The organism is Lysobacter luteus (assembly GCF_907164845.1).
Classification (GTDB): domain Bacteria; phylum Pseudomonadota; class Gammaproteobacteria; order Xanthomonadales; family Xanthomonadaceae; genus Novilysobacter; species Novilysobacter luteus.
Map to the genome: position 1 here is coordinate 728,598 of NZ_OU015430.1, position 26,285 is coordinate 754,882.

Annotated in this window: 28 protein-coding genes and 1 pseudogene; 5 read left to right on the plus strand and 24 right to left on the minus strand. The window is 70.5% G+C overall.

Annotated features, from left to right (window positions below):
• Positions 1-10 precede the first annotated feature (10 nt).
• The 19 genes and pseudogenes from rpoN to KOD61_RS03445 all read right to left on the minus strand — a co-directional run bounded on the left by rpoN (position 11) and on the right by KOD61_RS03445 (position 18,182).
• Positions 11-1,396, minus strand: coding sequence for an RNA polymerase factor sigma-54 (gene rpoN / locus KOD61_RS03360; RefSeq protein ID WP_215219653.1), 1,386 nt, complete (start codon positions 1,394-1,396; stop codon positions 11-13).
• 238 nt (positions 1,397-1,634) lie between these two features.
• On the minus strand, positions 1,635-2,267 hold the full coding sequence (locus KOD61_RS03365) for a response regulator transcription factor (protein ID WP_215219654.1): 633 nt from the start codon (positions 2,265-2,267) through the stop codon (positions 1,635-1,637).
• A 245-nt stretch (positions 2,268-2,512) separates the two neighbouring features.
• A complete protein-coding gene (locus tag KOD61_RS12975; RefSeq protein WP_251370639.1) occupies positions 2,513-3,070 on the minus strand; it encodes a PilZ domain-containing protein in 558 nt (185 codons plus the stop codon).
• Positions 3,067-3,348: a hypothetical protein gene (locus KOD61_RS12980; protein ID WP_251370640.1), complete on the minus strand. Its 282-nt coding sequence runs from the start codon at positions 3,346-3,348 to the stop codon at positions 3,067-3,069. The genes KOD61_RS12975 and KOD61_RS12980 overlap by 4 nt, the downstream gene beginning before the upstream one ends.
• Positions 3,345-3,758 (minus strand): flagellar export chaperone FliS, encoded by a 414-nt coding sequence (gene fliS, locus KOD61_RS03375; protein WP_215219656.1) that lies wholly within the window; start codon positions 3,756-3,758, stop codon positions 3,345-3,347. Before fliS ends, KOD61_RS12980 begins: the two co-directional genes overlap by 4 nt.
• A 1-nt stretch (position 3,759) precedes the next feature.
• Positions 3,760-5,112, minus strand: coding sequence for a flagellar filament capping protein FliD (gene fliD / locus KOD61_RS03380; RefSeq protein WP_215219657.1), 1,353 nt, complete (start codon positions 5,110-5,112; stop codon positions 3,760-3,762).
• Positions 5,113-5,371: 259 nt separating this feature from the next.
• The gene (locus tag KOD61_RS03385; protein WP_215219658.1) at positions 5,372-6,517 is read right to left on the minus strand and encodes a flagellin; all 1,146 of its coding nucleotides are present in this window, start codon (positions 6,515-6,517) and stop codon (positions 5,372-5,374) included.
• A 141-nt stretch (positions 6,518-6,658) separates the two neighbouring features.
• The gene (gene flgL, locus KOD61_RS03390) at positions 6,659-7,852 is read right to left on the minus strand and encodes a flagellar hook-associated protein FlgL (RefSeq protein WP_215219659.1); all 1,194 of its coding nucleotides are present in this window, start codon (positions 7,850-7,852) and stop codon (positions 6,659-6,661) included.
• A 20-nt stretch (positions 7,853-7,872) separates the two neighbouring features.
• On the minus strand, positions 7,873-9,750 hold the full coding sequence (gene flgK / locus KOD61_RS03395) for a flagellar hook-associated protein FlgK (protein WP_215219660.1): 1,878 nt from the start codon (positions 9,748-9,750) through the stop codon (positions 7,873-7,875).
• Between the two features lie 2 nt (positions 9,751-9,752).
• A pseudogene (gene flgJ / locus KOD61_RS03400) lies at positions 9,753-10,751 on the minus strand (flagellar assembly peptidoglycan hydrolase FlgJ); the annotation flags it as partial.
• A gap of 99 nt (positions 10,752-10,850) precedes the next feature.
• Positions 10,851-11,945, minus strand: a complete 1,095-nt coding sequence (locus KOD61_RS03405) for a flagellar basal body P-ring protein FlgI (protein ID WP_215219662.1) — start codon at positions 11,943-11,945, stop codon at positions 10,851-10,853.
• Between the two features lie 21 nt (positions 11,946-11,966).
• Complete coding sequence (gene flgH / locus KOD61_RS03410) at positions 11,967-12,695, minus strand: flagellar basal body L-ring protein FlgH (RefSeq protein WP_215219663.1); 729 nt, start codon at positions 12,693-12,695, stop codon at positions 11,967-11,969.
• Between the two features lie 2 nt (positions 12,696-12,697).
• On the minus strand, positions 12,698-13,483 hold the full coding sequence (flgG, locus tag KOD61_RS03415) for a flagellar basal-body rod protein FlgG (RefSeq protein WP_036207477.1): 786 nt from the start codon (positions 13,481-13,483) through the stop codon (positions 12,698-12,700).
• A 30-nt stretch (positions 13,484-13,513) separates the two neighbouring features.
• Positions 13,514-14,260: a flagellar basal body rod protein FlgF gene (locus KOD61_RS03420; protein ID WP_215220265.1), complete on the minus strand. Its 747-nt coding sequence runs from the start codon at positions 14,258-14,260 to the stop codon at positions 13,514-13,516.
• A gap of 123 nt (positions 14,261-14,383) precedes the next feature.
• A complete protein-coding gene (flgE, locus tag KOD61_RS03425; protein ID WP_215219664.1) occupies positions 14,384-15,604 on the minus strand; it encodes a flagellar hook protein FlgE in 1,221 nt (406 codons plus the stop codon).
• A gap of 73 nt (positions 15,605-15,677) precedes the next feature.
• On the minus strand, positions 15,678-16,346 hold the full coding sequence (locus tag KOD61_RS03430; protein ID WP_215219665.1) for a flagellar hook assembly protein FlgD: 669 nt from the start codon (positions 16,344-16,346) through the stop codon (positions 15,678-15,680).
• Positions 16,347-16,374: 28 nt separating this feature from the next.
• Positions 16,375-16,782 carry a flagellar basal body rod protein FlgC gene (flgC, locus tag KOD61_RS03435; protein ID WP_215219666.1) on the minus strand — a complete coding sequence of 136 codons (408 nt, stop codon included), beginning with the start codon at positions 16,780-16,782 and terminating at the stop codon, positions 16,375-16,377.
• Positions 16,783-16,793: 11 nt separating this feature from the next.
• Positions 16,794-17,162: a flagellar basal body rod protein FlgB gene (gene flgB, locus KOD61_RS03440; protein ID WP_215219667.1), complete on the minus strand. Its 369-nt coding sequence runs from the start codon at positions 17,160-17,162 to the stop codon at positions 16,794-16,796.
• Between the two features lie 90 nt (positions 17,163-17,252).
• On the minus strand, positions 17,253-18,182 hold the full coding sequence (locus KOD61_RS03445; protein ID WP_215219668.1) for a chemotaxis protein: 930 nt from the start codon (positions 18,180-18,182) through the stop codon (positions 17,253-17,255).
• A gap of 129 nt (positions 18,183-18,311) precedes the next feature.
• Here KOD61_RS03445 and flgA point away from each other — a divergent pair, with 129 nt between their 5' ends.
• The 4 genes from flgA to KOD61_RS03465 all read left to right on the plus strand — a co-directional run bounded on the left by flgA (position 18,312) and on the right by KOD61_RS03465 (position 20,995).
• On the plus strand, positions 18,312-18,998 hold the full coding sequence (flgA, locus tag KOD61_RS03450) for a flagellar basal body P-ring formation chaperone FlgA (protein WP_251370641.1): 687 nt from the start codon (positions 18,312-18,314) through the stop codon (positions 18,996-18,998).
• Between the two features lie 64 nt (positions 18,999-19,062).
• On the plus strand, positions 19,063-19,371 hold the full coding sequence (gene flgM, locus KOD61_RS03455) for a flagellar biosynthesis anti-sigma factor FlgM (protein WP_215219669.1): 309 nt from the start codon (positions 19,063-19,065) through the stop codon (positions 19,369-19,371).
• Between the two features lie 20 nt (positions 19,372-19,391).
• The gene (locus KOD61_RS03460; RefSeq protein WP_215220267.1) at positions 19,392-19,733 is read left to right on the plus strand and encodes a flagellar protein FlgN; all 342 of its coding nucleotides are present in this window, start codon (positions 19,392-19,394) and stop codon (positions 19,731-19,733) included.
• Complete coding sequence (locus KOD61_RS03465) at positions 19,730-20,995, plus strand: ATP-binding protein (protein ID WP_215219670.1); 1,266 nt, start codon at positions 19,730-19,732, stop codon at positions 20,993-20,995. The genes KOD61_RS03460 and KOD61_RS03465 overlap by 4 nt, the downstream gene beginning before the upstream one ends.
• Here KOD61_RS03465 and KOD61_RS03470 read toward each other — a convergent pair.
• The 5 genes from KOD61_RS03470 to KOD61_RS03490 form a co-directional block, all read right to left on the minus strand.
• Entirely contained in the window at positions 20,992-22,725 is a 1,734-nt protein-coding gene (locus KOD61_RS03470) for an EAL domain-containing protein (protein WP_215219671.1), read from the minus strand. The genes KOD61_RS03465 and KOD61_RS03470 overlap by 4 nt on opposite strands.
• A gap of 9 nt (positions 22,726-22,734) precedes the next feature.
• Entirely contained in the window at positions 22,735-24,177 is a 1,443-nt protein-coding gene (locus tag KOD61_RS03475) for a M28 family peptidase (protein ID WP_215219672.1), read from the minus strand.
• 117 nt (positions 24,178-24,294) lie between these two features.
• Complete coding sequence (gene mscL, locus KOD61_RS03480; RefSeq protein ID WP_215219673.1) at positions 24,295-24,714, minus strand: large conductance mechanosensitive channel protein MscL; 420 nt, start codon at positions 24,712-24,714, stop codon at positions 24,295-24,297.
• A gap of 29 nt (positions 24,715-24,743) precedes the next feature.
• Positions 24,744-25,469, minus strand: coding sequence for a fumarylacetoacetate hydrolase family protein (locus KOD61_RS03485; RefSeq protein ID WP_215220268.1), 726 nt, complete (start codon positions 25,467-25,469; stop codon positions 24,744-24,746).
• A 52-nt stretch (positions 25,470-25,521) separates the two neighbouring features.
• On the minus strand, positions 25,522-25,815 hold the full coding sequence (locus tag KOD61_RS03490) for a hypothetical protein (RefSeq protein WP_251370642.1): 294 nt from the start codon (positions 25,813-25,815) through the stop codon (positions 25,522-25,524).
• Positions 25,816-25,949: 134 nt separating this feature from the next.
• Here KOD61_RS03490 and KOD61_RS03495 point away from each other — a divergent pair, with 134 nt between their 5' ends.
• Complete coding sequence (locus KOD61_RS03495) at positions 25,950-26,282, plus strand: Rieske (2Fe-2S) protein (RefSeq protein WP_215219674.1); 333 nt, start codon at positions 25,950-25,952, stop codon at positions 26,280-26,282.
• Positions 26,283-26,285: the final 3 nt, after the last annotated feature.

Consider the following 26,285-nt stretch of genomic DNA (forward strand, 5'->3'; position numbering starts at 1 on the left):
TGTCTCCGGATCAGGCCGCGAGGGCCGGCTTGCAGCGCTGGCGCGCGGACGGGATCGACAGCTGGTCCCGGTACTTTGCCACCGTGCGCCGCGCGATGCGGACGCCGCGGCGGGCGAGCAGGCCGGCGATCACGTCGTCGGCCAGCGGTGCGTGGGGCGGCTCTGCGTCGATCAGGCGCTTGACCATCGCCCTGACCGCCGCGCCGGAGACCTCCGCGCCCTCCAGCCGCACGGCGAACAGCCGCTTGAGCTCGAACGTGCCGCGCGGGGTCTGGATGTACTTGCCGCTGGTGATGCGCGACACGGTGGACTCGTGCATGCCGATCGCGTCGGCGACTTCGCGCAGGGTCAGCGGTGCGATCGCCTCCTCGCCGCGCTCCAGGAAGCCACGCTGGCGCTCCACCAGCACCTGCACGGTGCGCAGCAGGGTGTCGTTGCGCATGGCGACGCCGCGGACCAGCCAGCGCGCCTCGTCGAGCAACCCGCGCAACACGCTCTGGTCGCCCGGCGCGTGGGCCAGTGCCTGTTCGCAGTGGGCGGCGATGCGGATGCGCGGGGTGGCCCGGCCGTTGAGCGCCACGCGCCACTGGCCACCGAGGAAGCGGACGGTGACGTCGGGAATGACATGGCCTTCGTGCTCGGCCGCGGGCGGTTCGACCGCCGACGGCCGCAGGGACAGCACCAGCGCGGTGGCGGCGGCCACGGCGTCGACGTCGGCCTGCAACACGCGGGCGAGGGTGGCGGTGTCGTGCGCGGCCAGCGCGTGGATCTGCTCGGCCACCATGCGCTCGGCCAGTGCGCGTTCCGGGCTTGCCGGGTGCGCGGCCAGCTGAGCGAGCAGGCATTCGGCCGCGCTTGCGGCGGCGACCCCGGCCCAGGTGCCCTGCAGCAGGCGCTGCCGGACGGCTTCCAGTGCTTCGGCGGTGCTCCCCAGCGCGGCGGCCCCCTCGCGCGCCAGCGCCACCGGCTCGCCCTCCAGCATGCCCAGCTCGTCGCAACGGTCCAGCCACCACTGCGCGATGCGCAGCGCGTCGGCGGTCCAGTCGTAGGCCAGTTCCTGCAGCAACCGCACGCGCCAATCGCTGGACTCGCCGGCGGCGATGCGGGCGCAGGCGTCGTCGTCGGCACCCATCACGCCCCCGCCGGACAGGTAGGCCGGGTCGGGCAACTCGTCCCACGCGGCGGCCTCGAGCTCGGCTTCGGCCGTGCCGTCGACGGCATCGGTCTCGCCGACCTCGTCATCGTCCTCGGTCTCGAGCATCGGGTTGCGGTCCAGTGCCTGCCGCAGCTCCAGTTCGAGCTGCGGCGCGGTCAGCTGCAGCAGCCGGATCGACTGCAGCAACTGCGGCGTGAGATTGACCCCCTGCGCAAGCTGCGCCCTGACGCTGGTCTTCACTTCAGATCCCCTTCCATTCCGATCCCGTTCCCCCGCCGGTTCGAAACCGGCTGCGGCATGAATCGTGCAGGAGGGGCGACGGCGATCGCATCGGGGTGAACCCGTCATCGCCCGGGGTTTCCCCGAGCCGGGTAGGGGATTTCCTTACACAGGCGCCGTCTTTCCGGCACGCCGGTCACGTTCGCCGGCAAAAACGGCGTTCAAGGAATGCGACGCAGGTCCGGATTGGCCCCGCCGCCTACAGATCGCCCCGGATCCGCATCGCGGTACGCAGCAGTTCGACCGCGTTGCGGCAGCCCAGCGCGTCCATCAGGCGGGCACGATGGGTTTCCACCGTCTTGACGCTGATGCCCAGGTCGGCGGCGATCTGCTTGGTGCTGTGGCCGGCCCCGATGGCCGCGAGGATCTCGCGCTGGCGCGGCGGCAGGGCATGCACGCCGCCCTGGCCGTTGGCCTGCGCACGCGTGGTGGCCAGTTGCGGCGCCGAGACCTGCGGGCTCAGGAAGGTGCGCCCGGCGAAGGCCGCGCGTAAAGCGATTTCCAGCTCGGCCGGCGCCGCCTCCTTCACCACGAAGCCCTTGGCGCCGCGCGCGAGCGCCTCGCGCACGTGGCTGGCGTCGTCGTGCATGGACATGATCACCACCGCGCAGCCGGGGCAGGTGCGGTGTAGTTCGGCCATGGCCTCGAAGCCGTTGCGGCCGGGCATCGACAGGTCGAGCAGGACGACGTCGGGCAGCGCCTCGCCGGCGCGGATCACCGCCTCGTCCGCGCCTGCGGCCTCGGCCACCACCTCGATGCCGTCGAACGACTCGATCAGCCGGCGCAGGCCCGCACGGATCAGGGTGTGGTCGTCGCAGATCAGTACCCGCACGTGGAGGGTGTCCCTGTTTGGAATATGCGCCCGGTCACCTTAGCCGAGCGCCCCGCGCTTTTGTAGGAGCGGACGTAGGAGCGGCGTAAGTCGCGACCCGCTGGCAATCGGCTCGGGTGAATGCCCGGGAGTGGGGGGTGGGGTGGCAGCGCGAGTAGGGATTCGCGTTGTCCGCGATGCAATGGCGTGGTCAGTGGGTCGCGACTTACGTCGCTCCTACGGGATGCCTGCTGGCGACACCCCGCCTACCGCACCCGGCGGCTTTCGGCGATGGCGCGGCGGTGCACGCGGAACAGGTGCCGTGCCAGCGCCGACTCCAGCGCCGGGGTCAGCGGGCCGAAGCGCAGCCACAGTTGCTGGCCGCGGCCATGGGCGACGCTCGCGACCACCGTCGCCGGCAGCAGCAGGGTTTCGGGCAACCAGTCCGACGGCTGAACGCGCAGCGCGCCGCCGGTGCCGGGCGCGACCGCGTCGTCGACTTCCAGGCACGCGCCCAGCGATGACCAACGCAGCGGACGCCGCGGGTCGAAGTGCTCGGCGAAGCGGCTGGCCACCAGCGCGGTCAGCAGGTCGAGCTTGGCCTCGATGCGGTGCAGGACCACGTCGGACACGCCGTGCTCGTCGGTCTCGTCGCCGCGGCTGTCCTCGACCACCGCCAGCGAGCGCAACAGGCTTTCGCCACGCAGGCAGGCGGTGCGTGCCGCGGCGGGTGACAGCGCTCCGGGAATGAACGCGGCCGGGCGGACCTCCTCGCAGGCGAGCGAGTCGCCGAAGACCTCGTGCCGGGCGCTGTCGGCGTTCACCGGCCGGTGGCCTTGTAGGCGGCCGCGCCGCGGTGGCTCTCGCGCAGGCGTTGCAGGGCGGAGCCCGCATTGGAGCGTGCGGCCTGCAGGTGTTCGACCAGCTCGCGCTGGGCGTGCAGCAGGGCCAGCCAGGTGTCGCGGCTGCGCGAATCCGGTGGCTCGGTGGCGATTGCCGCGCGGACCTCGCGCTCGTGCTCCTTGAGCAGCGCCGAGGCGCGGTCGAACTCGCCGGCATCGAGCGCGGCGCGCACGCGTGCGATCGGCAGCGCCGGGATCATTGGGTGCCGTCCACCGGCGCGGGCGCCGCCGGGTCGATCGCGCGCCAGGCCTGCTCGATGTCGCCGAGCAGTTCGTCGACCTCGGCCAGCGGCGCGGCATCGTTGTTGCCGTTGGCCTCCAGCAGGCGGCGCTGGAAGTAGTCGTACAACGCGTGCAGGCCCTCGGCGATCTCGCCGCCGGCCTTCATGTCGAGGGTGCTGTTGAGCCCGCCGATGATGCCGCTGGCCGAGCTGATCGCCTGTGCCTTGCGGGCGAGGTCGCCGCGCTGCAGGCAGGCCATCGCCAGCTGCACGCGCTCGCGCGCGCCACCGAGCATCAGCGTGACCAGCTGGTGCGGGCTTGCGTCGAGGATGGCGCTGCTGGCGCCGGTCTGACGGTACTGGTTGGCGAGGGCGCGGGCGCTATGCATGTCAGGAGCTCTGCGAGTAGGACGGCAGCGTGGCGAGCTGCTGGGATAGGAAGGAACTGACCGAGCTCATCTGCGCGACCATCGCGTCGAGTGCGGTGAACTGCCGCAGGTAGTTGGCCTCGACCTTTTCCATGCGGCGGTCGAGCGCGAGGCGGTCGCTTTCGAGACGCTTCATGCGCGATTGCAGCGCTTCGGTGCGGTCGCTGATCATGCCGTCGTCGCCGAGCCAGGACTTGAGCGCGCCGGCCAGCGGCCCGCGCAGTGAGCCCTCGTCGCCGAGCAGGCGCTGGACCGCCTGCGGATCCTCCGCAACCGCCTTGTCGAAGGTGGCGCCGTCCAGGCTGAGCGAGCCGTCGACCTTTGTCTCGAAGCCCAGCGCGGCCAGCTCGGCATAGTTCTGGCTGACGAAGCCGCGCAGCGACTGGGTGATGCCACGCGGGGCGGCGTCACCGCTGAGTGCGGCGCCGGGTACGTCTTCGCTGCCGGCAGCGCTCTGGGTACGCAACTGCGACAGCGCGGTGTTGTACGCGCTGATCAAGCCCAGCAGGCCGGCCTTGAGCGTGCTCGGGTCGGACTTCAGCTCGAGGCTGGACGCCTCGCCGGGCGCGGCTTTGGTCAGGTCGAGGGTGACCCCGTCGATGAGGTCGTCGATGCGGTTGGTGCTGCTGGTGCGGCTGATGCCGTCGACCGTCACCAGCGCGTCGTTGCCGGGATCGACCACCGTCATCGTGCCGCCGGAGGTGGCCAGCGCGGACAGGCCCCCGTCACCGCCGTCGGCGGTGACCTGCAGGCGCCCTTCGGTGCCGGTGGTGGTGGAGGACAGCACGAGCACGTCGCCCGCGTCGCCGCGCACGAGGGTCGCGCTGACGCCGTGGGCACCGGCCTGCTTGTTGATGGCATCTCGGACATCGGCGAGCGAGCCTTCACCCTCGGCGATGGAAACCGAGACGGGGTCGCCGTCGCCGACGCTGATGGTCAGCGTGCCGTGGCCAAGCTGTGCGTCGGACGCGAGCGGAGCGGACTGCAGCTTGTGGGTGCTGGCCAGGCGCTCGACGGTGACGTCGTACTGGCCGAGCGAGGCCCTGGCGCCGGCAGTGGCGGTGAAGCCGGCCCCCTCGGCGACGCTGACCTTGCGACCGGGCGACGCGCTTTCGCCCTCGAACTTGGCCAGCGCATCGCGCAGCCCCGACAGCGCGCTGTTGATCTTGCCGAACGCGGAGATCTGCGACTGGGTGGTCGACTCGAAGCGGTCGATGCGGTTGTCCGACGGCGCGCGCTCGGCGGCGACCAGCTGGGTCACCATCTTGTGCACGTCGAGGCCGGAACCGATGCCTGGGCTTGAGAACGATGCCACTGCTGCCTCCTGGAGCGGGTGGACGGGTTGGCGCGGATGCTGGAAGGAACGATCCGGAATGCCGTGGCAAGAACCGTTCCGCCGGGTTGTTGACGCCGGTTGGCGCCGCGCCTTGCCTTGCTATTGGTAACGGCCGCGCGAGGTGGGGCTTTAGTGCCGCCGCGCCGGCAAACCGGCGGCCAGGCAACAAAAAACCGGCCAGGGCAGTGCCACTGGCCGGTTCCGGAGAGACGAGGATCTCCCGTGGTACTGCGGTCGATCAGCGCAGCAGGCTGAGCACGCTCTGCGACGACTGGTTGGCCTGCGCCAGCATCGCGGTACCGGCCTGCTGCAGGATCTGCGTGCGCGACAGGTTGGCGGTCTCCTTGGCGTAGTCGGCGTCCATGATCCGGCTGCGGGCGGCCGACAGGTTCTCCGAACCGGTCTGCAGGTTGGTCACGACCGAGGAGAAGCGGTTCTGGATAGCACCCAGGTCAGCGCGGGCGTCGTTGACGGCCTTCAGTGCACCGTCCATCGCAAGCATGGCGTTGTCGGCACCTTCGACGGTGGAGATGTCGAGATCGGCGAAGCCGGTCTGCGTGGCGTTGGGCGTGCCAGTGGTGGTGCCAGCCGTGATGCCGGTCATGTTCGAGATGTTGGCCAGTCGCAGGGTCTGGTCGGTCGAAGTGATCGTGCCGTCAGCAGCCATGGACACGTTGGCAAGCGCAGCCTCATTCTCCGGGAGTGCCTTGGCAGCGTTGAAAGCAGTCTGGAGATTGGCCGCGGTTGCATTGCCTGCACCAGCCGCCGTGGCAATTGTCACGCCGTTGATGTCGATCGATGCAACTACATCAGAGTCGGTAACAGCCGGAGCATCAGTGGTCTGAGTGTAGGTAGCATCAGCCTTTACCCACGTGCCCAGTGCGTTGGCACTGGCATTGGCGATGTTGGCGATGTCGATCGTCTCGCCCTGGTTGGCGCCCACTTGGAACGACTGCGCGGTGAAGCTGCCGTCCAGCAGCTTGGTGCCGTTGAAGTTGGTGGTCTCGGCGACGCGGCCGATCTCGGACTTCAGCTGGTCGACTTCCTTCTGCAGCGCCTGGCGGTCATCGGCCGAGTTGGTCGCGTTGCGCGACTGCACGGCCAGCTCACGGATGCGCTGCAGGTTGTTGCCGATCTCGCCCAGCGCGCCTTCGGCGGTCTGTGCCAGCGAGATGCCGTCGTTGGCGTTGCGGGCCGCCTGGTCCATGCCGCGGATCTGCGTGGTGAAGCGCTGCGAGATCGCGAGGCCGGCGGCGTCGTCCTTCGCGCTGTTGATGCGCAGGCCCGAGGACAGGCGCTGGATGGTGGTGCCGAGGTCGGCGCTGTTGGTGCTCAGGTTGCGCTGCGCGTTGAGCGACATCACGTTGGTATTGATGACAGACATTTGAAGGTCTCCTGGATTCGGAAGTCCGGCGTTTCGCGCCGGGTGGCGTCGCAGGGGCTTGCCGTGATCCGGTCCTGTCCGCTGCTGAGAAAGGTATCGGCGGTGTCTTGTCAAGCTTTAGCGCTTTCGCACTTTTTTCTGTTACAGGCGGTTGAACAGCGACAGGCCCTGGATGCGCACCGTCACCTGCTGCGCGGCCTGCAGGGCGGTGAGCTGCATCGCGAAGCGGCTGGCCGCCTCGGCGTAGTCGGTGTCACGCAGGTCCGACAGCGTGCTTTCCAGTGCGAGTGCGGTGGCGCTGCGGCTCTCGGCGGCGTGGTCGAGCGTGGACAGACGTGCGCCGGTGTCCGCGCGTGCCGCCAGCAGGTGCTCCTGCGCGGTGGCCAGGTCGCCAAGTCCCGCGGTCAATAGGTTGGTGCGGCGTGCGTTGTCCGCGGGGCTGCCGTCGGGGGCTTCCAGTGCGTCGGCCAGGCCGTCGAGGGTGGCGAAGATGTCGCGTTCGCTGGCGCGCTCGACCGTGAAGCGGTCGCCGGCCACCGGCTCGCCGCGCAGTTCCATCTGCACGCCGCCGGCGGTGATGGTCTGGCCGCTCTGCCATTGGCCGGTGCCGATCTCGGCACCGCCTGCATCGAGCACGCGGTACTGGTCGCTTCCGGTGAATTCGACGGTGACGCCAGCGCCGTTCCAGCTGGCGTGGTCGGTCACGCTGGCCGAGGCCAGCAGCACCGTGCCGGTGTTGGATGCGCCGGCGCTGCCGCGCACGATGCCGTCACCAGTGGGCACGCGGAGGAACAGCGCGCTGCCCGGATCGGTGTCGGCGACCGCTAGGTCGGGTGCGACGTCGACGTCATTGCGGCCGGCGTCGCCGGCATAGGTCACGGTGCCGCCGTTGTCGGCAAACGGCACCACGCCGTCGCGCGTGCCCGCGAACAGGGCGCGGCCGGCGCCGTCGCCGCGGTTGCCGATCGCGATCATTTCGGCACGCAACTGGCGCATCTCGATCGCGATCAGCCGGCGGTCCTGGCCCGACAGCGTGGGTGTGTTGGCGCGGATCACCAGCTCCCGCGCGCGGACCAGCTGGTCGCCGGCGTCCGCCAGCGCGTTCTCCTGCAGGCCCAGCCGGCGCTCCAGGTGGGCGCTGCTCTTGTCGAACTGCTCTAGCGAGGACACGGCATGATCGAGCCGTTGCGCGTTGGAGAACGCGGCAGGGTCGTCGGCGGCGGTGACCAGCTTGCTGCCGGTGGTCATCTGCTGCTGGGTTTTCGCCATGGCCTGCTGCTTCTGCAACATGCCCTGCAGGCCCTGGTTGTGGATCTGCGCGGTGGAAAGTCTCATGCGGTGCTCCGGGTTCGGCCTCAGCGCACCGCGCCGAGCAGGGTCTGGAACATGTCGTCGGCGGTCTTGATGATCTGCGCAGCGGCCTGGTAAGCCTGCTGGTAACGCAGCAGGTCGGCGGCTTCCTCGTCGAGGTTCACGCCCGACACCGACTCGCGCTCGGCGATCACCTGGGCGTGGATCGCGTCCTGAGCTTCCAGGCTGAGACCGGCGTGGCGTGCCTCGCTGCCGGCGCGGCCGGTGAGTTGCGACAGTCCGGCCGTGAGACCGACGCTGCCGCCGTCGAGCACGCCCTGCGTGTCGATTGCCGCCAGGCCGCGCGCGTTGCCGTTGTCGGACGAGCGCGGTGGCGTGCGCGCGAGGCTGAAGCGGTCGCCCGCGGCCGGCGTGCCGTCCAGTGCGAGCGACCAGCCATCGCCGGCCACCGGCGTACCGGCGGTCCAGGCGAACGGGCCAGCGCCGTCGACGGTGTACTGGGTCGAATCGATGAACTCGACCGTGGCGCCGGCGAAACCGGCGAACGTCGCAGCGTCGGTGATGCGGGCCGCGCCGCCGGTCGCGTTGCCGACGTTGGCGGGGTCGACGCTGGCCTGCAGCGGACGGGCCGCGGCGACGCCGAGCGGATCGTCGAGCACCACCTGCAACCCGCCTGCTGCGCCTGAGGTGGGGCGCAGCGAGAAGCGGTCGCCGTTGGCCGGCGTGCCGCCGACCACCAGCTCGACACCGTCGACCACCAGCGGGTCGGCCGCGGTGCCGCTGCCGGTCATCGGCACGGACTCGCTGCTGCCGGCGCGGGTCGCGCTCCAGCTGCCGCCTTCAAAGCGCAGCACCAGGTCGTGGCCCTTGAGCGCGCCGACATCGCCGATGCCCGCCTGCAGGGTGGCGCTGCCGGTGTTGGCCGCGTGCCGGTCGACCCGCGGTGCCGGCAACGCGAACATGTCGCTGCCCGGGGCGCCGTTGTAATCCACGCCGGCGCGCTGGGCCTGGTTGAAGCTGTCGGCGAAGGCGACCGCCACCCGGCCAAGCTCGGCCCGCATCGGGTCGAGCACGCGGCCGCGGAACTCGAGCAGGCCGCCGATCTCGCCGCTCACCGCGGACGCCGGCAGCGGCACCGCGCCATTGGGGCTGTCGAGCGCCAGCTGCAGGCGATCGGGGCGGAACGGGTCGGGCGCGGTCGACAGCGCCATCGCCTTGTTGCCGAGCACCATGGCCTGGCCACCGCCGGTGAACACATTGACCGCGCCGTTGTCCTGCTCGACCGTTTCGGCGCCGACCAGCGCGGCGAGCTTCTCGATCCGCGCCGCGCGCTGGTCGAGCAGGCCGGGCGTGGCATTGCCACCGGCGGCCACGATCTGCTGGTTGAGCGAAGCGATCTCGCTGGCGTACTTGTTGGCGGCGGCCACCTGCGACTCGATGCGCACGTCGACCTCGTCACCGATGGTCGCCATCTGCGCATCCATCGATCGCCAGCGCGCGGCGAGCTGTTCGCCCGAGGCGAGCAGCTGGCTCCGCGCGGACGTGGAGGTCGGTTCTGCCACCACGCCCTCGGCGGCGGCGAAGAACGCGGACCACGGCGCGCCCAGGCTGGTGGCGGAGTCCGACATCAGGCTGTCGACGCGCGAGGAGAGCGACGAGAGCTGCTGCAGGCGGCCGAGTTCGCCGCTGCTGTCGACCTGGCGCGCGAACACGAGACCGTCCGCCAGCCGCTGCAGGCGGGCGACGTTGACGCCGCCGCCGACGGTGCCGGCGCCGAGCGTCTCGCCCGGGCGCGACTCCATCTCGACCCGCTGGCGGCTGTAGCCGGGCGTCGCGGCATTGGCGACGTTGTTGCCGACGGTGGCGAGCGCGCGCTGGAAGGCGAGCAGGGCGGAACTACCGGTGGACAGCATGCCGCTCATGGTCAGCCTCGCGGTTTGGCGCCGGTTGCGGCGGCGTAGGCGGATGTGGGGGTATCGCGTGCAGGCGCGGCGCGGGCGACGGCCTGGTCGCGGCCGGTGTCGAGGCCAGACAGCGCACGTTCGAGCGTCGGACCATTGGCGATCGCGGTGATCTTGGCCGCGTACGACGGGTCGGTCGCGTAGCCGGCGCGTTGCAGCGCACTGGCGAATCCGCGGGTGTCGTCACCGGCGGCCAGCGCACCGGAGTAGCGCTGCTTGCGCATCAGCCGGGCGTAGTCCTGGAAGCTTTCGTGGATCGACCCGTACGCGCGGAAATCGTCACGCTGGTTCCGCCGTACGCCGCCGATGAACTCGTGCGTGGCCGACGCGACCTTCGCTCCGTTCCAGCCGGTGGCCTTGATGCCGAACAGGTTGTGCGAACCGTCGCCGCCGACCAGGCGCCGGCCCCAGCCGGTCTCGAGCGCGGCCTGCGCGACCAGCGCCTTCGCCGGCACACCGAGCTCGGCGGCCGTGCGCTGCGCATGCGGCCAGATCGACCTTACGAACGCCTCGGGACTGCTGGAATCGAGCCTGGCGCTCGGGTCGGCGGGCCTGTCGTACGCGCCATGGTCTACCGGCGGTGCGACGGCCGGTGCCGGTAGCGGTGCGAATGCGCCGAGCGAGACGCCGCTGCGGGTCGGCGCCAGCGTGAGCCCGCCAGCGCCCGCCGACGGCAATCCGGTCATGGTTTGCGGCGAGGCGGACAGCGGCATCGCCATCGGCAGTTCGCGGGTGAGCGGCAGGCCGCCGGGCACGCTGTTGAACGTCGCCTCGACCGTGCCGCCGCCCTGGTCGCGCTCGAGCTGGCGCACGATCATCGGTGACAGTCCGAGCCCCTGGCCCTTCGCCAGCTCCTTGGCGAGCTGCTGGTCATGCATCTCGCGATAGGTCGTGTTGTCGCCCAGCATCGGGTCGCCGAAGCTCGTGCTGCGCATCGACTTGAGCATCATCTGTGCGAACTGCGTCTCCAGCTCGCGCGCAGCCTCGCGCAGCCGCTCCCGTGAGGGCCCGGCTGCGTCGAGTGGCATCGCGGTGGCGGATTGCAGGTGCATGGACGTGGCTCAGATCACCTCGAGCTCGGCGCGCAGGGCACCGGCGCGCTTGAGCGCTTCCAGGATCGCGACGATGTCGCCCGGCGCGGCGCCGACGGCGTTGACCGCCTGCACGATGGCCTGCAGCGATGCGCCCTGCAGCACGAACATCCGGTTGCCGGACTCGGTGACCTCGATCGACGACTGCGGCGCGACCACCGTGGCACCGTTGCCGAACGGCGCGGGCTGGCTGATCTGGCTGCCTTCGACCACCGAGACGGTCAGAGAGCCGTGCGAGACCGCGGCCGGCAGCACGCTGACCTCGCCGCCCATCACCACCGTGCCGGTGCGGGCATTGACGATGACCTTGGACGGCGCCGTGCCCGGGTTGATCTCCAGGCTTTCCAGCCGCGACAGGAACGCGATGCGGTCGCCGGCCGGCGGCGCGACCTCGATGGTGACGCCGTCCACCGCGTGCGCGCGGCCGGGGCCGAACGCCGCGTCGATCGCCGAGACGATGCGCGCGGCGGTGGTGAAGTCGAACTCGTGCAGGTTCAGCGTGACCGAACCGCCCGGCGCCGCCCCCGGCACCGCACGCTCGACCACCGCGCCGTTGGGGATGGTGCCGGAATTGGGCGCGTTGACCGAGATCCGCGAACCGTCCCGGCCGGACGCGCCGAAGCCACTGACCATCAGGCTGCCCTGCGCGATCGCGTAGACCTGGCCGTCGGCACCCTTCAGCGGCGCCATCAGCAGGCTGCCACCGCGCAGCGAACCGGCGTTGCCGATCGAGCTGACGGTGATGTCGATGGTCTGCCCGGGCTTGGCGTGCGGCGGCAGTTCGGCGTGGATCGCAACGGCCGCGACGTTCTTGAGCTGCGGGTTGACCCCCGGCGGGATGCTGACGCCGAGCTGGTCGAGCATGGTCTTCAGGCTCTGCACGGTGAACGGCGTCTGGCTGGTGCGGTCGCCGCTACCGTCCAGGCCGACCACCAGGCCGTAGCCGACCAGCGGGTTGCCGCGGACGCCGGCCACCTGGGCCAGGTCCTTGATGCGTTCGGCCGCGGCCGGTGGGCTGGCGAGCGCCAGGCCGAGCGGGATGAGGAGGGCGATGAGCAGGCGCATGGAGTGGGTCTCGGCGTGCTGTCAGTAAGGGAAGGCGGCGGAGTTGAAGAACCGGCCAAGCCAGCCCATCGCGTTGGAGCGCGCCAGCGTGCCGCGACCGCCATAGACGATCCGGGCATTGCCGACGCGGTCGGAGGTGATGCGGTTGTCGGGACCGATATCGGCGCTGCGCACGATTCCTTGAACCTGCACCAGCTCGTCGCCCTGGTTCAGGCGCATGCGTTTCTCGCCGGCCACCAGCAGGTTGCCGTTGCCCAGCTGCTCCACGACGGTGACGGTGATCTCGCCGTCCAGCCGGTTGCTCTGGGTGGAGTTGCCGGCGCCGGCGAAGTCGCGGCCGGCTTCGACCTCGGCCTGCAGGATCGACTGGCCCTTGTAGGTGACCGGCACGCCGGCGATGACCGGGGCGCCCAGGCTCATGCCCGAGTCCTTCGTGACCGAGGTCTGCGCGACCGAGCGCGCCGACGTCGACTCGACCAGCACGATGGTCAGCAGGTCGCCGGGATAGCGGGCCTTGTTGTCCTCGAACAGGCTCAGGCCGCGGCTCTGGCCGGCGCCGCTGGCGGCGTAGATCGAGCCGCTTGCCGGCATCGCGGCGACGGCGCCAGTGGCCGTCGTGACCGCCGCCGCCGGCGCGCCGACTGCCGCGCCCGCGGCTGGCGTCATGGGTTCGAAGGGCCGGACGTCGCCGACGATGCTGGCGCAGCCGGCGAGGGGAAGCAGCAGGGCGGCGAGGATCAGGCGCGTCATGGTCACAGGTTCTGGTTGAGGAAGCCGAGCATCTGGTCGACCGTGGAGATCGCCTTGGCGTTGGTCTCGTAGGCGCGCTGGGTCTCGATCATCGACACGAGCTCTTCCACCGTGTTGACGTTGGACGACTCCAGCGAGCCCTGCGCCAGCAGGCCGATGCCGCCGGTGCCGGGACCGCCGACCTGGGCCGGGCCGCTGGCGCCGGTTTCCACGAAGAGGTTGCCGCCCTTGGCCTGCAGGCCAGCGGGATTGACGAAGTCGGCCAGGGTCAGTGCGCCGACCTGCACCGCCTCGGGCTCGCCGGCCACCTGCACGCTGACGGTGCCGTCGGCGGCGATGGTCACGCTCTGCGCACCCTCGGGGAACTGCAGGCCCGGCTGCACCGGGTAACCGGAGTTGGTGACGAGCTCGCCGTTGGCGTTGATCTGGAAGCTGCCGTCACGCGTATAGGCGGGGCTGCCGTCGGGCATCAGCACCTCGAAGAAGCCGCGGCCGTTGATCGCCACGTCCAGCGCGTTGCCAGTCTGCGACAGGTTGCCCTGGGTGAACTGCTTGGCGGTCGCGGCGACGCGCACGCCGGTACCGGTCGACAGGCCGGACGGCAGCTGGGTCTGCTCGCTGGACGCGCCGCCGGGCTGGCGGACGGTCTGGTACAGCAGGTCCTCGAAGCTGGCGCGGTCGCGCTTGAAGCCGGTGGTGTTGGTGTTGGCGAGGTTGTTGGAGATGACCGCCATGCGCGTCTGCTGCGCATCGAGGCCGGTCTTGGCGATCCACAGAGCCTGGGTCATGGCGGGGTACCTCCGGTGTCAGTCAAAAAGTCAGCGCGAAGACAGCAGGGAATTGCTGGCACGGGCGCTCTCGTCACCGCTCTGCAAGACCCGTACCTGCATCTCGAACTGGCGGGAGAGCTGGATCATCGAAACCAGCATCGACGTCGCGTCGACGTTGCTGGATTCCAGCGCGCCGGCGGTCAGGACGTTGCCGGCGGCGGGCGGCGCGGGGTCGGCGCCGGCGGGCATCCGCATCAGACCGTCGTCGCCACGGACCAGCTGGTCGGTGCGGGCCTCGACCACCTGCAGGCGGCCGGCCTCGGCGAGGGTGGACGGCGGCTGGCCGAGCGGGACGACCGAGATCGTGCCGTCGCCGCCGATCAGCATCGACTCGTTGGGTGGCACCGCCACCGGCGCGCCGCCCTGGTCGAGCACCGGCAGGCCGCTGGCAGTGGTCAGCAGGCCGTTGGCGGTCAGTTGCAGGTTGCCGGCGCGGGTGTATGCCACGCCGCCATCCGGCGCCTGCACCGCGAGCCATCGGTCCTGGTGCAATGCAATGTCGGTGGCGTTGCCGGTCTGGTTGATCGCGCCCGGCGCCGCGCTGACGCCGAGCGTGCGATGGCTCGCGGCCACGCGGGAGTCGAAACCCTCGCCCTGCACCGGCGCGGCGACGGTGCCGCTGAGCGTGGCCTGGAAGCCGACCGTGTTGGCGTTGGCGAGGTTGTGCGACACCGACGCCTGCGCCTTCAGTGTGGCGCTGGCGCCGGTCATCGCAACGTAGAGGGCTCGATCGATCATGGGGTTCGCTCCGGCTGGGTGGAGGCGGTGCCCGGTTGTAGGAGCGACGTCAGTCGCGACCCGCCGGGCCTGGGCGATATCCGGGTCGCGACTTACGTCGCTCCTACAACGTCACCGGCCTCAGCGGATGTTGATCACCGTCTGGGTGATCTGGTCCTGGGTCGAGATCATCTGCGCGTTGGCCTGGAAGTTGCGCTGCGCGGTGATCATGTTCACCAGCTGCTCGGTCAGGTCGACGTTGGACGCTTCCAGCGCGCCGCCCTGGATCATTCCCAGGTCGGACGTGCCGGCGGCGCCGCGCAGCGGCTGGCCGGATTCGAAGGTCTCGGCCCAGCCGTTGTCGCCAAGCGGCTGCAGGCCCTGCGGGTTGCTGAAGCTGGTCATCGCCACCTGGCCGAGCGCGGTGGACACGCCGTTGGTGTACTGCGCGGTGACCACGCCGGTGGCCGAGACCTCGATGCCGGTCAGCCGGCCGGTCGCGTGGCCGTCCTGGACGAGCTCGGAGACGTTGAACGATTCGCCGTACTGGGTCGAGCCGCCGAGGTCGAGGCCGACCACGAGCGGCGCGGCGCCGTTGCCCGGGTCATGGGCGGGCAGGGCGACCAGGCCGTTGGCCGGCACCTGCAGCTCGCCGGTGTCGGAGTACTGCAGCGTCGCCGGCGCACCGACCGCGGTGCCGTCGATGGACGCATGCACCTGCCACTCGTTCGGGTTGGCGGTCTTGACGAAGTGCAGCTGCTGCGTGTGCGAGGCACCGAGCGAGTCGTACACGGTCAGCGAGGTGGTGTGGTTGTAGCTGGTCGGGTCGTTCGGATCGAACGGCGCGATGACCGGCGGGGCGGCGTCGGCGGGCAGGTTGCTGCCGACATGCACCTCGCCGGTCGCGCGCGGCGCCGCGTCGCCGGTGGCCAGCTGCAGGTCGCTCAGGCGGCCGGTGTCGAAACCCACGCCCGAGGCGTTGGGCATGTAGACCTGCAGGCGGTGGCCGGACGGATTGACGACGAAGCCGTCGCGGTCGGCGCCGAAGTTGCCGGCGCGCGAGTACACCGTCGCGCCCTGGTTCGACAGGGTGAAGAAACCCTTGCCGCTGATCGCCAGGTCGAGCGCCTTGCCGCTGAATTCGACGTTGCCCTGGTTGAACTGCTGGGCGACCTGGTTGAGCCGGACGCCGGCGCCAATGGCGTTCCTGGACAAGCCGTAGGCCGACACCGGGAACACGTCGCCGAACTCGGCACGCGACTGCTTGAAGCCGGTGGTGTTGGCGTTGGCGATGTTGTTGGAGGTGACGTTGAGGTCGGCGGTAGCCGCGTTCATGCCACTGAGCGAGATGCGAAAACTCATGCGGGTGCTCCAGTCGGGCGAATCGGGTGGTGGTGGGTGCGGCCTGGCCGCGTCCGGATGGCGGGAATGGGTGTCAGCCGATCCGGCGGATCGCGCCGAGCGGATGGCTGCCGAGGCCGGCGAGGTTGAGCACCAGGCCCTGCGGTTCGATCGAGACGCTGTCGATGCGGGCGGCGACGCCGACCGCGAGCGACTCGGTGTCCTCGCCACCGCCGGAGGTCGCGCGGATGCTGTAACGGCCGGCAGCCGCGGGGTCGCCGTTGTCATCGCGGCCGTCCCACTCCCACGCCACGCCGCCGGCGGCATCGGCCTGCACGGTCGTGCGGCGCACGGTGGCGCCGGAGGCATCGACGATCTCGACCTGGAGGGTGCCCGCGCGGGTGGCGGCGATCTCGCCGCGTACCCCGGCACCGGCGGCCAGCTCGACCGTGTCGGTTTCGATCAGCGCTTCGCGGCCAACCAGCGCGGCGGCGCGCAAAGTCTGGTCGGACTCCATCACCGAGGCCACCGACGACAGCGCGCCCTGCATCTTGTCGATGCCCTGCACGGTCGAGAACTGCGCGAGCTGGCCGAGGAACTCGGCGTTCTGCAGCGGCTTGAGCGGGTCCTGGTTCTTGAGCTGCTCGGTCATGAGCCGAAGGAAGTCGGCCTGGCCGAGCGAGGTGTCGCGTGCGGGTGCCTGCGAAGCGAGGCCCAGCGAGCCCCACGGGTTCTCCAGGCTGGTGCCGGGGATGGTGCTCATGGCGTGGTGTCCTTCATCGCGGTCGGGCTCACTTGCCCATGTTCAGGGTCGCGGTGGCCAGTTCCTTGGCGGTGTTGAACACCTCCACGTTGGCCTGGTAGCTGCGCGAGGCGGAGATCAGGTCGACCATCTGCGCGACCGGGTCGATGTCGGGCGCGTAGACGTAGCCGTCGCCATCGGCCAACGGGTGGCCGGGCTCGTAGCGCTTGATCGGCGCGGCGGTGCTGTCGACCACCTCGGTGACCCGCACGCCCGACAGCGCCGGGTCGCCCGAAACCGCCTGGGCGGTGAACACCGGATGCTTGGGTTGGTACACGGCGTCGGGGCTGCCCGACACGGTGTCGGCGTTGGCCAGGTTGCTGGCGACGGTGCTCAGGCGCACCGACTGGGCGTTCATCGCCGAGCCGGCGACGTCGAAGATCGGGAGCGTGCTCATCGGTCCGCCTCCTACTGCCCGGTGATCGCGGTCAACATCCCGCGCACCTTGGCCTCGACGAACGACAGTGACGCGCGGTACTCCAGCGACGCCTGCGCGAACGCGGCCTTGGCGCGCTCGCCGTCGACGGTGTTGCCGTCCAGGCTGGGCTGGAGGGAGGCGGGCGCGTACTGCGACGCGGCCACCGCGGTGTCGATGGCGTCACCGGGGCCGGCCGGCTGCAATGCGGCGCGCAGCGCGGTCTGGAAGTCCAGGTCCTGCGCCTTGAAGCCGGGCGTATCGGCATTGGCGATGTTGCCGGCAAGCAATTGCAGCCGCTGCTCGCGCAGGGCCAGCGCAGTGCCGTGGATGCCAAGGAACGATGAATCGAGCGAAGGCATGGGCGCCCTCCGGGTCTGGTTCACCCGGGATCAGGCAAGCGCCGTGCCACGACGTGGTTTCGAGCGGACCGCGCGGCCCCGGGCGAGGCGCTAGGCCGCGCGCTGCAGCGCCGTCATCCGCACCCCAATGCGTTGCGCCAGCTCGTGCTCGGAGTACTTGGGCACGAAGTCGTCGGCGCCGACGCGCTCCACCATGGCGTGGTTGAACACGCCCGACAGGGAGGTGTGCAGCAGCACGTAAAGGCCGCGCAGGGCCGGGCTGCGCCGGATTTCCGTCGTCAGCGTGTAGCCGTCCATCGCCGGCATTTCGATGTCGGAGATGACCATCGCGTAGCGGTCGCCCGGCGAACGGCCGCCCTCGGCCATCTGCTGCAGGTGCTCCAGCGCCTGGCGGCCGTCCGAGAGCAGCGTGGCACCCAGGCCGAGCTGCTCCAGCACCTGCCGGATCTGGTTGCGGGCGACGCGGGAGTCGTCGACCACCAGTACTTCATGCGGCACCCCGGGGGTGTGCGGCAGCGCGCTGATGCCGGTGGCATCGCTGGCACGCGGGGCCGACTCGGCCAACACGCTTTCAACGTCCACCAGCTGGATCAGCTCGCCCTGGTGGCGGGTGACGCCGGTCAGGTAATGGGCGTCGCCGCCCAGGTCCGGCGGCGGCTGGATGTCCTCGACCGCGATATTGACGATGCGCTCCACTCCGGACACCAGGAAGCCCTGCACCGTGCGGTTGAACTCGGTGACGACCAGGTAGCTGGGCTCGGCGCCGTCATGGGCGTGCCCGATCGCACGAGCCAGGTCGAGCACCGCCACGGTCCGGCCGCGCACGTCGGCGGCACCGGCAAACGCGGAGGGAAGCTGCGGCAGGGTGAACAGCGGCGGCCGCGGGATGACCTCCTGCACCTTGAACACGTTCACGCCAAAAAGCTGACGCGTGCCCAGTCGGAACAGCAGCAGCGCCAGCCGGTTGTGGCCGGCCAGGCGGGTACGTTGGTCGATGCGGTCCAGCAGGTCACGGCTCATGGCGAGGTTGTCGGCCGTGCCTGGTGGTTCTTGAGCGGCGGATCCCGGTGGCGGAGGGCGGGGCGGTCGCACCGTGGGCGCGGCACGCTGCTTGCCTGTGTCCCGGCGTATCCCTCTCCGGAGTCCACCGTGCGGCAGTTGTTCCTGCCATTGCTGGTCCTGCCCGTGCTCGCGGTCAGCCTGCTCGTCCTGGCCCTGTACAGCGGGCCCGTGTCGGCGGCGGGACCGGTCACCCCGCCCGCGGCGATCCGGGCCGCGGCCATCGCCGCGGTCGGCGGCACCGCCGCAAACGCGGAAGCGTCGGTCGACCCCAACCTCAGGATGGCCGCGTGCTCGTCGCCGTTGCAGGCCGTGCCGACCAGCGCCCGGGTGGTGCACGTCCGCTGCCCGGACCAGCCGGGCTGGCAGCTCTACGTGCCGGTGCAGGTGCGTGATGTGGAGCAGGTGCTGGTGGTGACCGGGCCGGTGCAGGCCGGCGAGACCATCACCGCCGACATGCTGGCCATGCGCCGGCGCGACATGGCCGGCGCCGGTGACGGCTTCGCCGATGCGGCGGCGCTGGTCGGCCAGACCGCCAACCGCAGCCTTGCCCCTGGTGCCGCGCCGACTGCCGACGACGTGGTCGAAGGCCCGATGCTGCGCCGCGGCGACCCGGTCGTGCTGGTCTCGCGGGCCGGCGGCATCGAGGTCCGGGTGGCGGGGCGCGCGCTGGGGCGGGCCGCCCGGGGCGGGGCCATATCGGTTGAAAACCTGCAATCGCGCCGCATCGTCCGCGGCCGGGTGGTAGGGGCTGGCGTGGTCGAGGTCATGCGTTGAGGCGGCTAAAGTTCGTCCCCGGGGCGCCGTTACCGGGTCTGACCGAGCCACCAGGAGCATTTCCATGACGACCAAGATCGACGGCGCAGGCCCGCCCGTGCGCCCCGCAGAGCTGGCATCGACCGCCGCCACCGCCGTGCGTGCGGGCGAGGAGCGTTCCGCCCCGGTGGCCGCGCGGCCGCCGGCCGACAGCGTCCGCCTGACCGGCGAGGCTGAGGGTCTGCAGGCCATGCAGCGTGAACTCGGCGCACCCGGCATCGACCTGGCCCGCGTCAACGAGGTCCGTGCCGCCTTGGCCGATGGCAGCTACCGGATCGACCCGCAGCAGATCGCCACCCGCATGCTGGCGCTCGAGAGCGAGCTGGGCCAGTGAACCCCTCGGTCGCACAGCCGGTGACGGCCCCGGCGGCCGACCCGCTCGACACGCTCGAGCAGGCCCTGCAGGCCGAACGCCAGGCGCTGCTCTCGCACGACGTCGATGCGCTGCTGGATTCCACCCAGGCCAAGCTGCGCGCGCTGCGGCTGGTCGAATCGCAGCCGTTGCGCGGTAACGACCCGGCCCGGGTCAGCGCGCTGAGCGAGCTCAACCGTGCCAATTCGATCCTGCTGGCCCGCCGCCGCCGTGAGGTGAATTGGGCCCTCCGCCACCTGGGCCGCGTCGAATCGACGGGCGTGTACGATGCCGGTGGGCAATCGGGCGCACGTCCGCAGGTGCGCTGCCTCGGAGTGGGATGAGCGAACAACCCGGAACAACCGCGCCTGACGGCGACTGGATGATCGACCTGCCCTGGGCGCTGGCCGCCCTCGACACCGCGGTGGCGCTGGTCGACGGCGACGGCCGCGTGATCCACGCCAACGACGCCGCACGCTCACTCGCCTTGCGGCTGGACCCGTCCGCCACCCCCGAACGCCTGCTGGCGCTGACCACCACCGACGCCGCCTGGCAGGCCGCGCGGCGCGACGGCCAGTGGACCGCCGAGGTCGCGATCGACGACCCGTCGATGGTGCTCGAGGTCAAGCTCTACAGCGGCCCGGAAGGCCGGGCCGACCGCCGCTTTGCGACCTTCAGCGACGTCTCCGCCCGTTCGGTGCGCGAGGGCGAGCTGCAGCAGCGCCACGACGAGTTGCAACGCACCTACCGGCGCCTTGCCGGTGCGCAGGAGCAGTTGCTGCAGTCCGAGAAGATGGCCTCGATCGGCCAGCTCGCCGCCGGCGTCGCCCACGAGATCAACAACCCCATCGGCTACGTCCACTCCAACCTCGGCACGCTGCAGGAGTACACCGCCGCGCTGATGGCATTGATCGAGGGCTACGCCAATGCGCTGGCTGCCGACGACCCCGCATCCGCCCGCGAGACGATCCGCGGCATGCGCGAGCGGCTCGATTTCGATTTCATCTCCGGCGACCTGCCACAACTGCTGGCGGAGTCGCGCGAGGGCATCGAGCGGGTCACCAAGATCGTGCAGGACCTGAAGGACTTCTCGCGGGTCGGGCGCGACGAGCCGATGCGGCCGTCCGACCTGGAGCGCGGGCTGGAGTCGACCCTCAACATCGTCTGGAACGACCTCAAGTACAAGGTCCGGATCGAGAAGCACTACGGCACGCTGCCGCTGGTCGAATGCCACGCCTCCGAGATCAACCAGGTGCTGATGAACCTGCTGATCAACGCCGGCCAGGCCATCGGCGAGCGCGGCACGATCAGCCTGGCGACCGGCAGCGAGGACGACGAAGCCTGGATCACGATTTCCGACAGCGGCTGCGGCATCCCGGAGGAGGCGCTGCAGAAGATCTTCGATCCGTTCTTCACCACCAAGCCGATCGGCCGTGGCACCGGCCTGGGGCTGGCGATCTGCTACAGCATCGTGGCCAAGCACCATGGCCGCATCGAGGTGTCCAGCCGGGTGGGCGCAGGCACCACGTTCCGGATGGTGCTGCCGGTGCGTCAGCCGGCGTCCGTCGGCGGATCCGACGCGCCGGCCGCAACGCCCGAAGGCTAGTACGCCGGCTCGCCGGCCGCGCGCCGCTCGTAGGCGCGGAACGCGGCGTGGATGTGCTCGCGCAGTTCCTCGTCGTTCCACGGCTTGGTCAGGAACCGGTAGATCGCACCTCGGTTGATCGCCTCGGTGATGGTGGCCACGTCGGTATAGCCGGAGAGCACCATGCGGATGGTGTCCGGGTGCAGGTCGCGCACGCGGCCGAGGAATTCGGTGCCGCTCATGTCCGGCATGCGCTGGTCGGAGACGATGACCTGCACCGTGTTGCTGGCCAGCAGGTCGAACGCCTGGCGCACGCTGTTGGCGGTCAGGATGGTGTAGCCGTCGCGGCGGAACAGGCGGACCAGCGAGCGCAGCACGTTCTCCTCGTCGTCGAGCAGCAGCAGGGTGCGCTCCGGGCGGGTCGCGGCGAACGCGCTGGGCAGCAGGAACCGCTTGCGCACCAGTTCGTCGAGCTGGTCGGCCGGCAAGGGCTCGCTGAAAATGTAGCCTTGGAAGAAGTCGCAGTGGTTGCGGCGCAGGAACCCGAGCTCGCCCTCGTTCTCGACGCCCTTGGCGGTGACCTTCATGCCCAGCCGGTGGCCCATCGCGATGATGCCGCGCACGATGGCGGCGCTGCGCGTATCGCTGGCGACGTTGCGGATGAAGCTGCGGTCGATCTTCAGCCGGTCCAGCGGGTACTGCGCCAATGCGGCGAAGCTCAGCCCGCCGAGGCCGAAATCCTGCACGGTCAGGGTCGCGCCCAGGGCCTGCAGGCCCTTGAGCGTGTCGAACACCTGGCGCGCGTCGAGTGCCAGCACGTTCTCGGAGATCTCGAACTCCATCGCGCTGCCCGGTACGCCGTGGCGGTGCAGCAGCTCGCCGATCCGGTCGGTGCAGTCGCCCTGGGCCAGCATCGAGCCGGCCAGGTGGACCGACATGCCGAGGTAGTCGAGACCCTGCGCGCGCCAGTCGGCCAGTTGCCGGACCGCTGTCTCGGTGACCCACTCGCCCAGCCGCGCCGACAGGCCGACGCGCTCGACGATGTCCATGAAGCGGTTCGGCCGCAGCAGTCCGGTGTCGGTCTGCCAGCGCAGCAGCGCGCCGAAGCCGGTCAGGCCGCCATCGCTGGCGCTCACCAACGGCTGGTAAACGAGCCGGAACTCGTCCTTGTCCAGCGCCTCCACCAGCCGTCCGGCAAAGCCGTCGCCGGTGGGCGGGCGGGCAGGACGGCTGGAATAGTGGCCGACTGCGTCGAGGCCTTCCTCCTTGACCCGACGCAGCGCCTGCTCGGCCTTGGCCAGCAGGCTGGCGGCGTCGTGCGCGTGGTCGGGGTAGACCGCGATGCCGATCGAGATCGTCATCGGCAGGGTGTAGGGCGGGATCGACAACGGGATCTCGAGCGCGTCGCGCAGGCGCTCGGCCAGGCCGGCGCCGTCGAGCTCGTTGTCTCGGTAGCCCAGCCCGGCGATGAACTCGTCGCTGTTGAGCCGCCACAGCCATGCATCCGAGGGGATCGCCTTGCGCAAACGCTGGGCGACCGCCGCCAGGGCCTGGTCGCCGATGTCCTCGCCCATGTTCGCGTTGATCGAACGGAACATGTCGATGTCGATGTGCAGCAGCGCCACCCGCCGCTTGGTGGCACCGGCCGCGGCCAGCGCCGTGGCCAGGTTGGGCCCGTTGGCGCCCAGCCGGTAGACCCCGGTCACGGGGTCGGTGGCGATGCTCCCGAAATCGTCATAACGCTGCGACATGCCCACAGCTTACTTGCCGTCGGTCGCTCCGTCGGCCTGCACGCCGCTGCCGAAGTCGCCTTCCGCTGAAGCGGCCAGGTAGGCGAACACCGCATAGGCGGCGACGTTCTGCGCCAGCGCCGCCGGGTCGATCTTGTCGAAGGTGTCGTCCGGGGTGTGGTGCAGGTCGAAGTAGTCGCTGCCGTCCTGCGCCAGTCGGGCCCAGGCCAGGCCCTGCGCGGCGAACGGGCTGATGTCCGGTCCCGGGCCGCCCGCGTCGCCGGCGTACTCGATGCCCAGCGGTGCTAGCACCTCGGCGATCTGCTTCACGGCGTCCTGGGCGTACTCCGGTGCGCCGGTGCTGATGGCGTAGATGCGGCCGGCGCCGAAGTCGCTCTCGGCGGCGATCTGGTGCCGGCGAACCTCTTCGGCGTACTTCTCCGCGTACGCCTTGCCGCCCCACAGGCCCTGTTCCTCATTGGCGAAGGCGACCACGCGGATCGTGCGAGCGGGCGCGGTCGGCAGGTCGCCGATCAGCTTGCCCGCGGCCATGGTCAGGCCGACGCCGGCACCATCGTCCACGGCGCCGGTACCCAGGTCCCACGAGTCCAGGTGGCCGCCGATCAGCACGACCTCCTGGGGCCTGCTGCTGCCGGTGATCTCGCCGATGACGTTGTGGCTGGTCGCCTCGCCATCCCAGCCGCAGTCCAGCGCCATGCGCACCGTCACCGGCTTGCCAAGCGCCAGCAGGCGGGTGAGCTGGTCGGCGTCGGGGACCGACAGCGCGGCCGCCGGAATCGGTTCCAGGCCGTCGTCGAAGCGGGTGATGCCGGTGTGCGGATTGCGGTGCGAATCGGTGCCTGCCGAACGCATCAGGTAGCCGGCGGCGCCCGCCCGGATTGCCGCCGACGGGCCGCCACTGCGTACGCGCGAGCCCGGGCCATAGCCACTGCCGTCGCGGGCGCGCTCCATCCGGTAATCGATGAAGGCGATCTTGCCCGCAAGCGACCCTGCGGGTGCAGCCTGCAACGCGGCCAGGTCGGCGAAGCGTACGACCTCTGCCTCGACGGTGCCGCCGGGGCTGCCGCCCAGCGCGGTCAGGGTCAGCGGCTGGGCATGGCGCCCGACCACCTGGCCACTCTCGCTGCGGCGCACCCACTTGGGGAAGGTGACCGGTTCCAGCCACACCTTGTCGTAGCCCAGCGCCTCGAACTTCGCCTTGGCCCATTCGACCGCGCGCGCGTCGGCCTCGCTGCCGGCCAGTCGTGGGCCGACCTCTGTCGTCAGTGATTCGGTGATGCGGTAGCCCAGGTCGCTGGCCAGGGCGGTCTCGCGCAGTTGCGTCGCGGTGTCGACGGCCTGCTCCGGGATCCGGGTCTGCGCGCCGGCCGGCGCCGACAGGGCCAGCAGCAGGGAGGCGGCCAGGCCGGTTCCCAGTACCTTGGTTCCAAGCACGGTCGATATCGCGCGCATCAGGTCTCCTGCAGGGCCCAGGCCCAAAAAGAACGAAGCCACGAGCGTAACAACTCGCGGCTTCGGCTTGGGGTGCCTCAAGTCACGCGGCGTTTGCCGCGCTTGGCAGTTCGGCGGTCAGAGCCCGGGACGCTTGAGCGAATCGCGGATCTCGCGCAGCAGCAGGACTTCCTCGGCGGGGGCGGCCGGCGCGGCTTCGGCCGGCGGGTTCATCCGGTTGTAGGCCTTGATGACCATGAAGATCACGAAGGCGATCAACAGGAAGTCGATGATCGTCTGGATGAAGGCGCCATAGGTGATCACCGGGGCAGCGGCTTCCTGCGCGGCGGCCAGGGTGGCGTAATCATTCCCGTCCAGCGCGACGAACAGCTGGGAGAAATCCACCCCGCCCATCGCCATGCCGACGACCGGCATGATGATGCCGTCGACCAGTGCGGTGACGATCTTGCCGAACGCGGCGCCGATGACCACCGCGACCGCCAGGTCGAGGACGTTGCCACGGTTGATGAACGCTTTGAACTCGCTGACCAGGCTCATGCCGATCCCCTCGATGGATAACGGCGCGACTATAACCCGCTGTCGGCCGCCGCCACCCGCCCGTGCAGTTCCACCACGCCGTCCAGGCTGGCGACGTAGGCGTCGCCGGGCTGCAGCGGCCCAACCCCGGCTGGGGTGCCCATGAACACCAGGTCGCCCGCCTTCAGGGCGAACAGGCGCGAGAGCTCGTGGAGGATGTCCGGGACATCCCAGATCAGGTCGGACAGCGCGCCGTGCTGGCGCACCTCGTCGTTGACCCGCAGGGTCAGCGTGCGGCTGGAGAGGTCACCGACCTCGGCGACGGGAACCAGCTCGCTGACCGGCGCGGAATGGTCGAACGCCTTGCCGATATCCCAGGGCAGGCCCTTGGCCTTGGCGGCCGACTGCAGGTCGCGCCGGGTGAGGTCGAGCCCGATCGCGTAGCCGTGCACCATCGCACCGGCCGCGTCGCGGTCGACCAGGCCTGCCGGCGCATCGGCGCCCAGGGCAACCACCAGTTCCACCTCGTGGTGCAGCTCCCCGGTGCCGCGCGGGTAGGGCACCACGCCGTCCAGCACGACCGCGTCCGCCGGCTTGCAGAAGAACACCGGGTGGCCGCGCTCCGCCCTGGAGGCAGGCGCCGCGGCGCCCATCTCACGGGCGTGGTCGGCGAAGTTGCGGCCGACGCAGTAGATGCGCCGGACCGGGAAGGTGTCGCCCGCTGCGGAACGGATCCGCAGGCGCGTCGGCGGCGTCGCCGCGATCACGTCGGTCATGGGTTTCATGTCGGTTGATTGGCCGCCACGCGCGGCCACGTAGGACAGCGCCTCAGCGCGTCAGGACCGGCTTGCCGACGATGCGGTACTCGGCATCCACCACCCGTCGACCGCCCGGCCGCTTGTCCAGCTTGCCGCGACCGCGCCAGGCCTTGAACAGCAGCCCCCCGACCAGCATCGCCGCACCCAGCGCCACCGAGAACATCACCAGCAGGGCCAGCAGGCCCAAGCCGATCACCCCCAGCACGAAACGCAGGGCGCGATGGCGCGGTTTGCGCGGCTCGAACGCCGAGCGCATGCGGGACTGGAACTGGTGGCTGTCGAAACGGAAGCTGGAACTGATCATCGATACGGTCGTGACACAATGCGGCGCAACGCCGGACGACCCAGTATCGGCGGTGGCAGGGCGGGGATTGTGAGAACTTCGTTAAAAACCCAGCATGGGAAGTGTGACAGGGTCGTGAAGACGGGCATCCCGTCGTGAGTGGCGGCCCGCTGGTCACGCTCGACCAACTGGCCGATGGCGGCTTCGGCGAGACCGAGGCCACGGTCGATGGCGACACCGAATCGATCGTGATCTATCGCGACGGCGACCGCGTGCGCGCCTGGATGAACGTGTGCCCGCATGCGGGCCGACGGCTCGACTGGGCGCCGGGGCAGTTCCTAAAGAGTCGCGAGGGGCTGCTGGTGTGCGCGGCCCACGGCGCCAGTTTCGAACTGCAGGGCGGCGAATGCGTCGGCGGTCCGTGCCGGGGCGAGTCGCTGCGGCCGGTGGCGGTGGAGATCCGCGACGGTGCGGTCTGGCTGGCCTGAGCC

Excerpts from the sequence above, each read along its gene's own strand:
- KOD61_RS12980 (WP_251370640.1), bottom strand. The coding sequence starts at position 3,348 with ATGATCCCGGCGCTGCCGATCGCACGCGTGCGCGCCGCGCTCGATGCC.
- fliS (WP_215219656.1), bottom strand. The coding sequence starts at position 3,758 with ATGCATAGCGCCCGCGCCCTCGCCAACCAGTACCGTCAGACCGGCGCC.
- KOD61_RS03385 (WP_215219658.1), bottom strand. The coding sequence starts at position 6,517 with ATGTCTGTCATCAATACCAACGTGATGTCGCTCAACGCGCAGCGCAAC.
- flgL (WP_215219659.1), bottom strand. The coding sequence starts at position 7,852 with ATGAGACTTTCCACCGCGCAGATCCACAACCAGGGCCTGCAGGGCATG.
- flgK (WP_215219660.1), bottom strand. The coding sequence starts at position 9,750 with ATGAGCGGCATGCTGTCCACCGGTAGTTCCGCCCTGCTCGCCTTCCAG.
- KOD61_RS03405 (WP_215219662.1), bottom strand. The coding sequence starts at position 11,945 with ATGCGCCTGCTCATCGCCCTCCTCATCCCGCTCGGCCTGGCGCTCGCC.
- flgH (WP_215219663.1), bottom strand. The coding sequence starts at position 12,695 with ATGACGCGCCTGATCCTCGCCGCCCTGCTGCTTCCCCTCGCCGGCTGC.
- flgG (WP_036207477.1), bottom strand. The coding sequence starts at position 13,483 with ATGACCCAGGCTCTGTGGATCGCCAAGACCGGCCTCGATGCGCAGCAG.
- flgE (WP_215219664.1), bottom strand. The coding sequence starts at position 15,604 with ATGAGTTTTCGCATCTCGCTCAGTGGCATGAACGCGGCTACCGCCGAC.
- KOD61_RS03430 (WP_215219665.1), bottom strand. The coding sequence starts at position 16,346 with ATGAGCACCATCCCCGGCACCAGCCTGGAGAACCCGTGGGGCTCGCTG.
- flgC (WP_215219666.1), bottom strand. The coding sequence starts at position 16,782 with ATGAGCACGCTCCCGATCTTCGACGTCGCCGGCTCGGCGATGAACGCC.
- flgB (WP_215219667.1), bottom strand. The coding sequence starts at position 17,162 with ATGCCTTCGCTCGATTCATCGTTCCTTGGCATCCACGGCACTGCGCTG.
- KOD61_RS03445 (WP_215219668.1), bottom strand. The coding sequence starts at position 18,182 with ATGAGCCGTGACCTGCTGGACCGCATCGACCAACGTACCCGCCTGGCC.
- flgM (WP_215219669.1), top strand. The coding sequence starts at position 19,063 with ATGACGACCAAGATCGACGGCGCAGGCCCGCCCGTGCGCCCCGCAGAG.
- KOD61_RS03465 (WP_215219670.1), top strand. The coding sequence starts at position 19,730 with ATGAGCGAACAACCCGGAACAACCGCGCCTGACGGCGACTGGATGATC.
- KOD61_RS03470 (WP_215219671.1), bottom strand. The coding sequence starts at position 22,725 with ATGTCGCAGCGTTATGACGATTTCGGGAGCATCGCCACCGACCCCGTG.
- KOD61_RS03475 (WP_215219672.1), bottom strand. The coding sequence starts at position 24,177 with ATGCGCGCGATATCGACCGTGCTTGGAACCAAGGTACTGGGAACCGGC.
- mscL (WP_215219673.1), bottom strand. The coding sequence starts at position 24,714 with ATGAGCCTGGTCAGCGAGTTCAAAGCGTTCATCAACCGTGGCAACGTC.
- KOD61_RS03485 (WP_215220268.1), bottom strand. The coding sequence starts at position 25,469 with ATGACCGACGTGATCGCGGCGACGCCGCCGACGCGCCTGCGGATCCGT.
- KOD61_RS03490 (WP_251370642.1), bottom strand. The coding sequence starts at position 25,815 with ATGATCAGTTCCAGCTTCCGTTTCGACAGCCACCAGTTCCAGTCCCGC.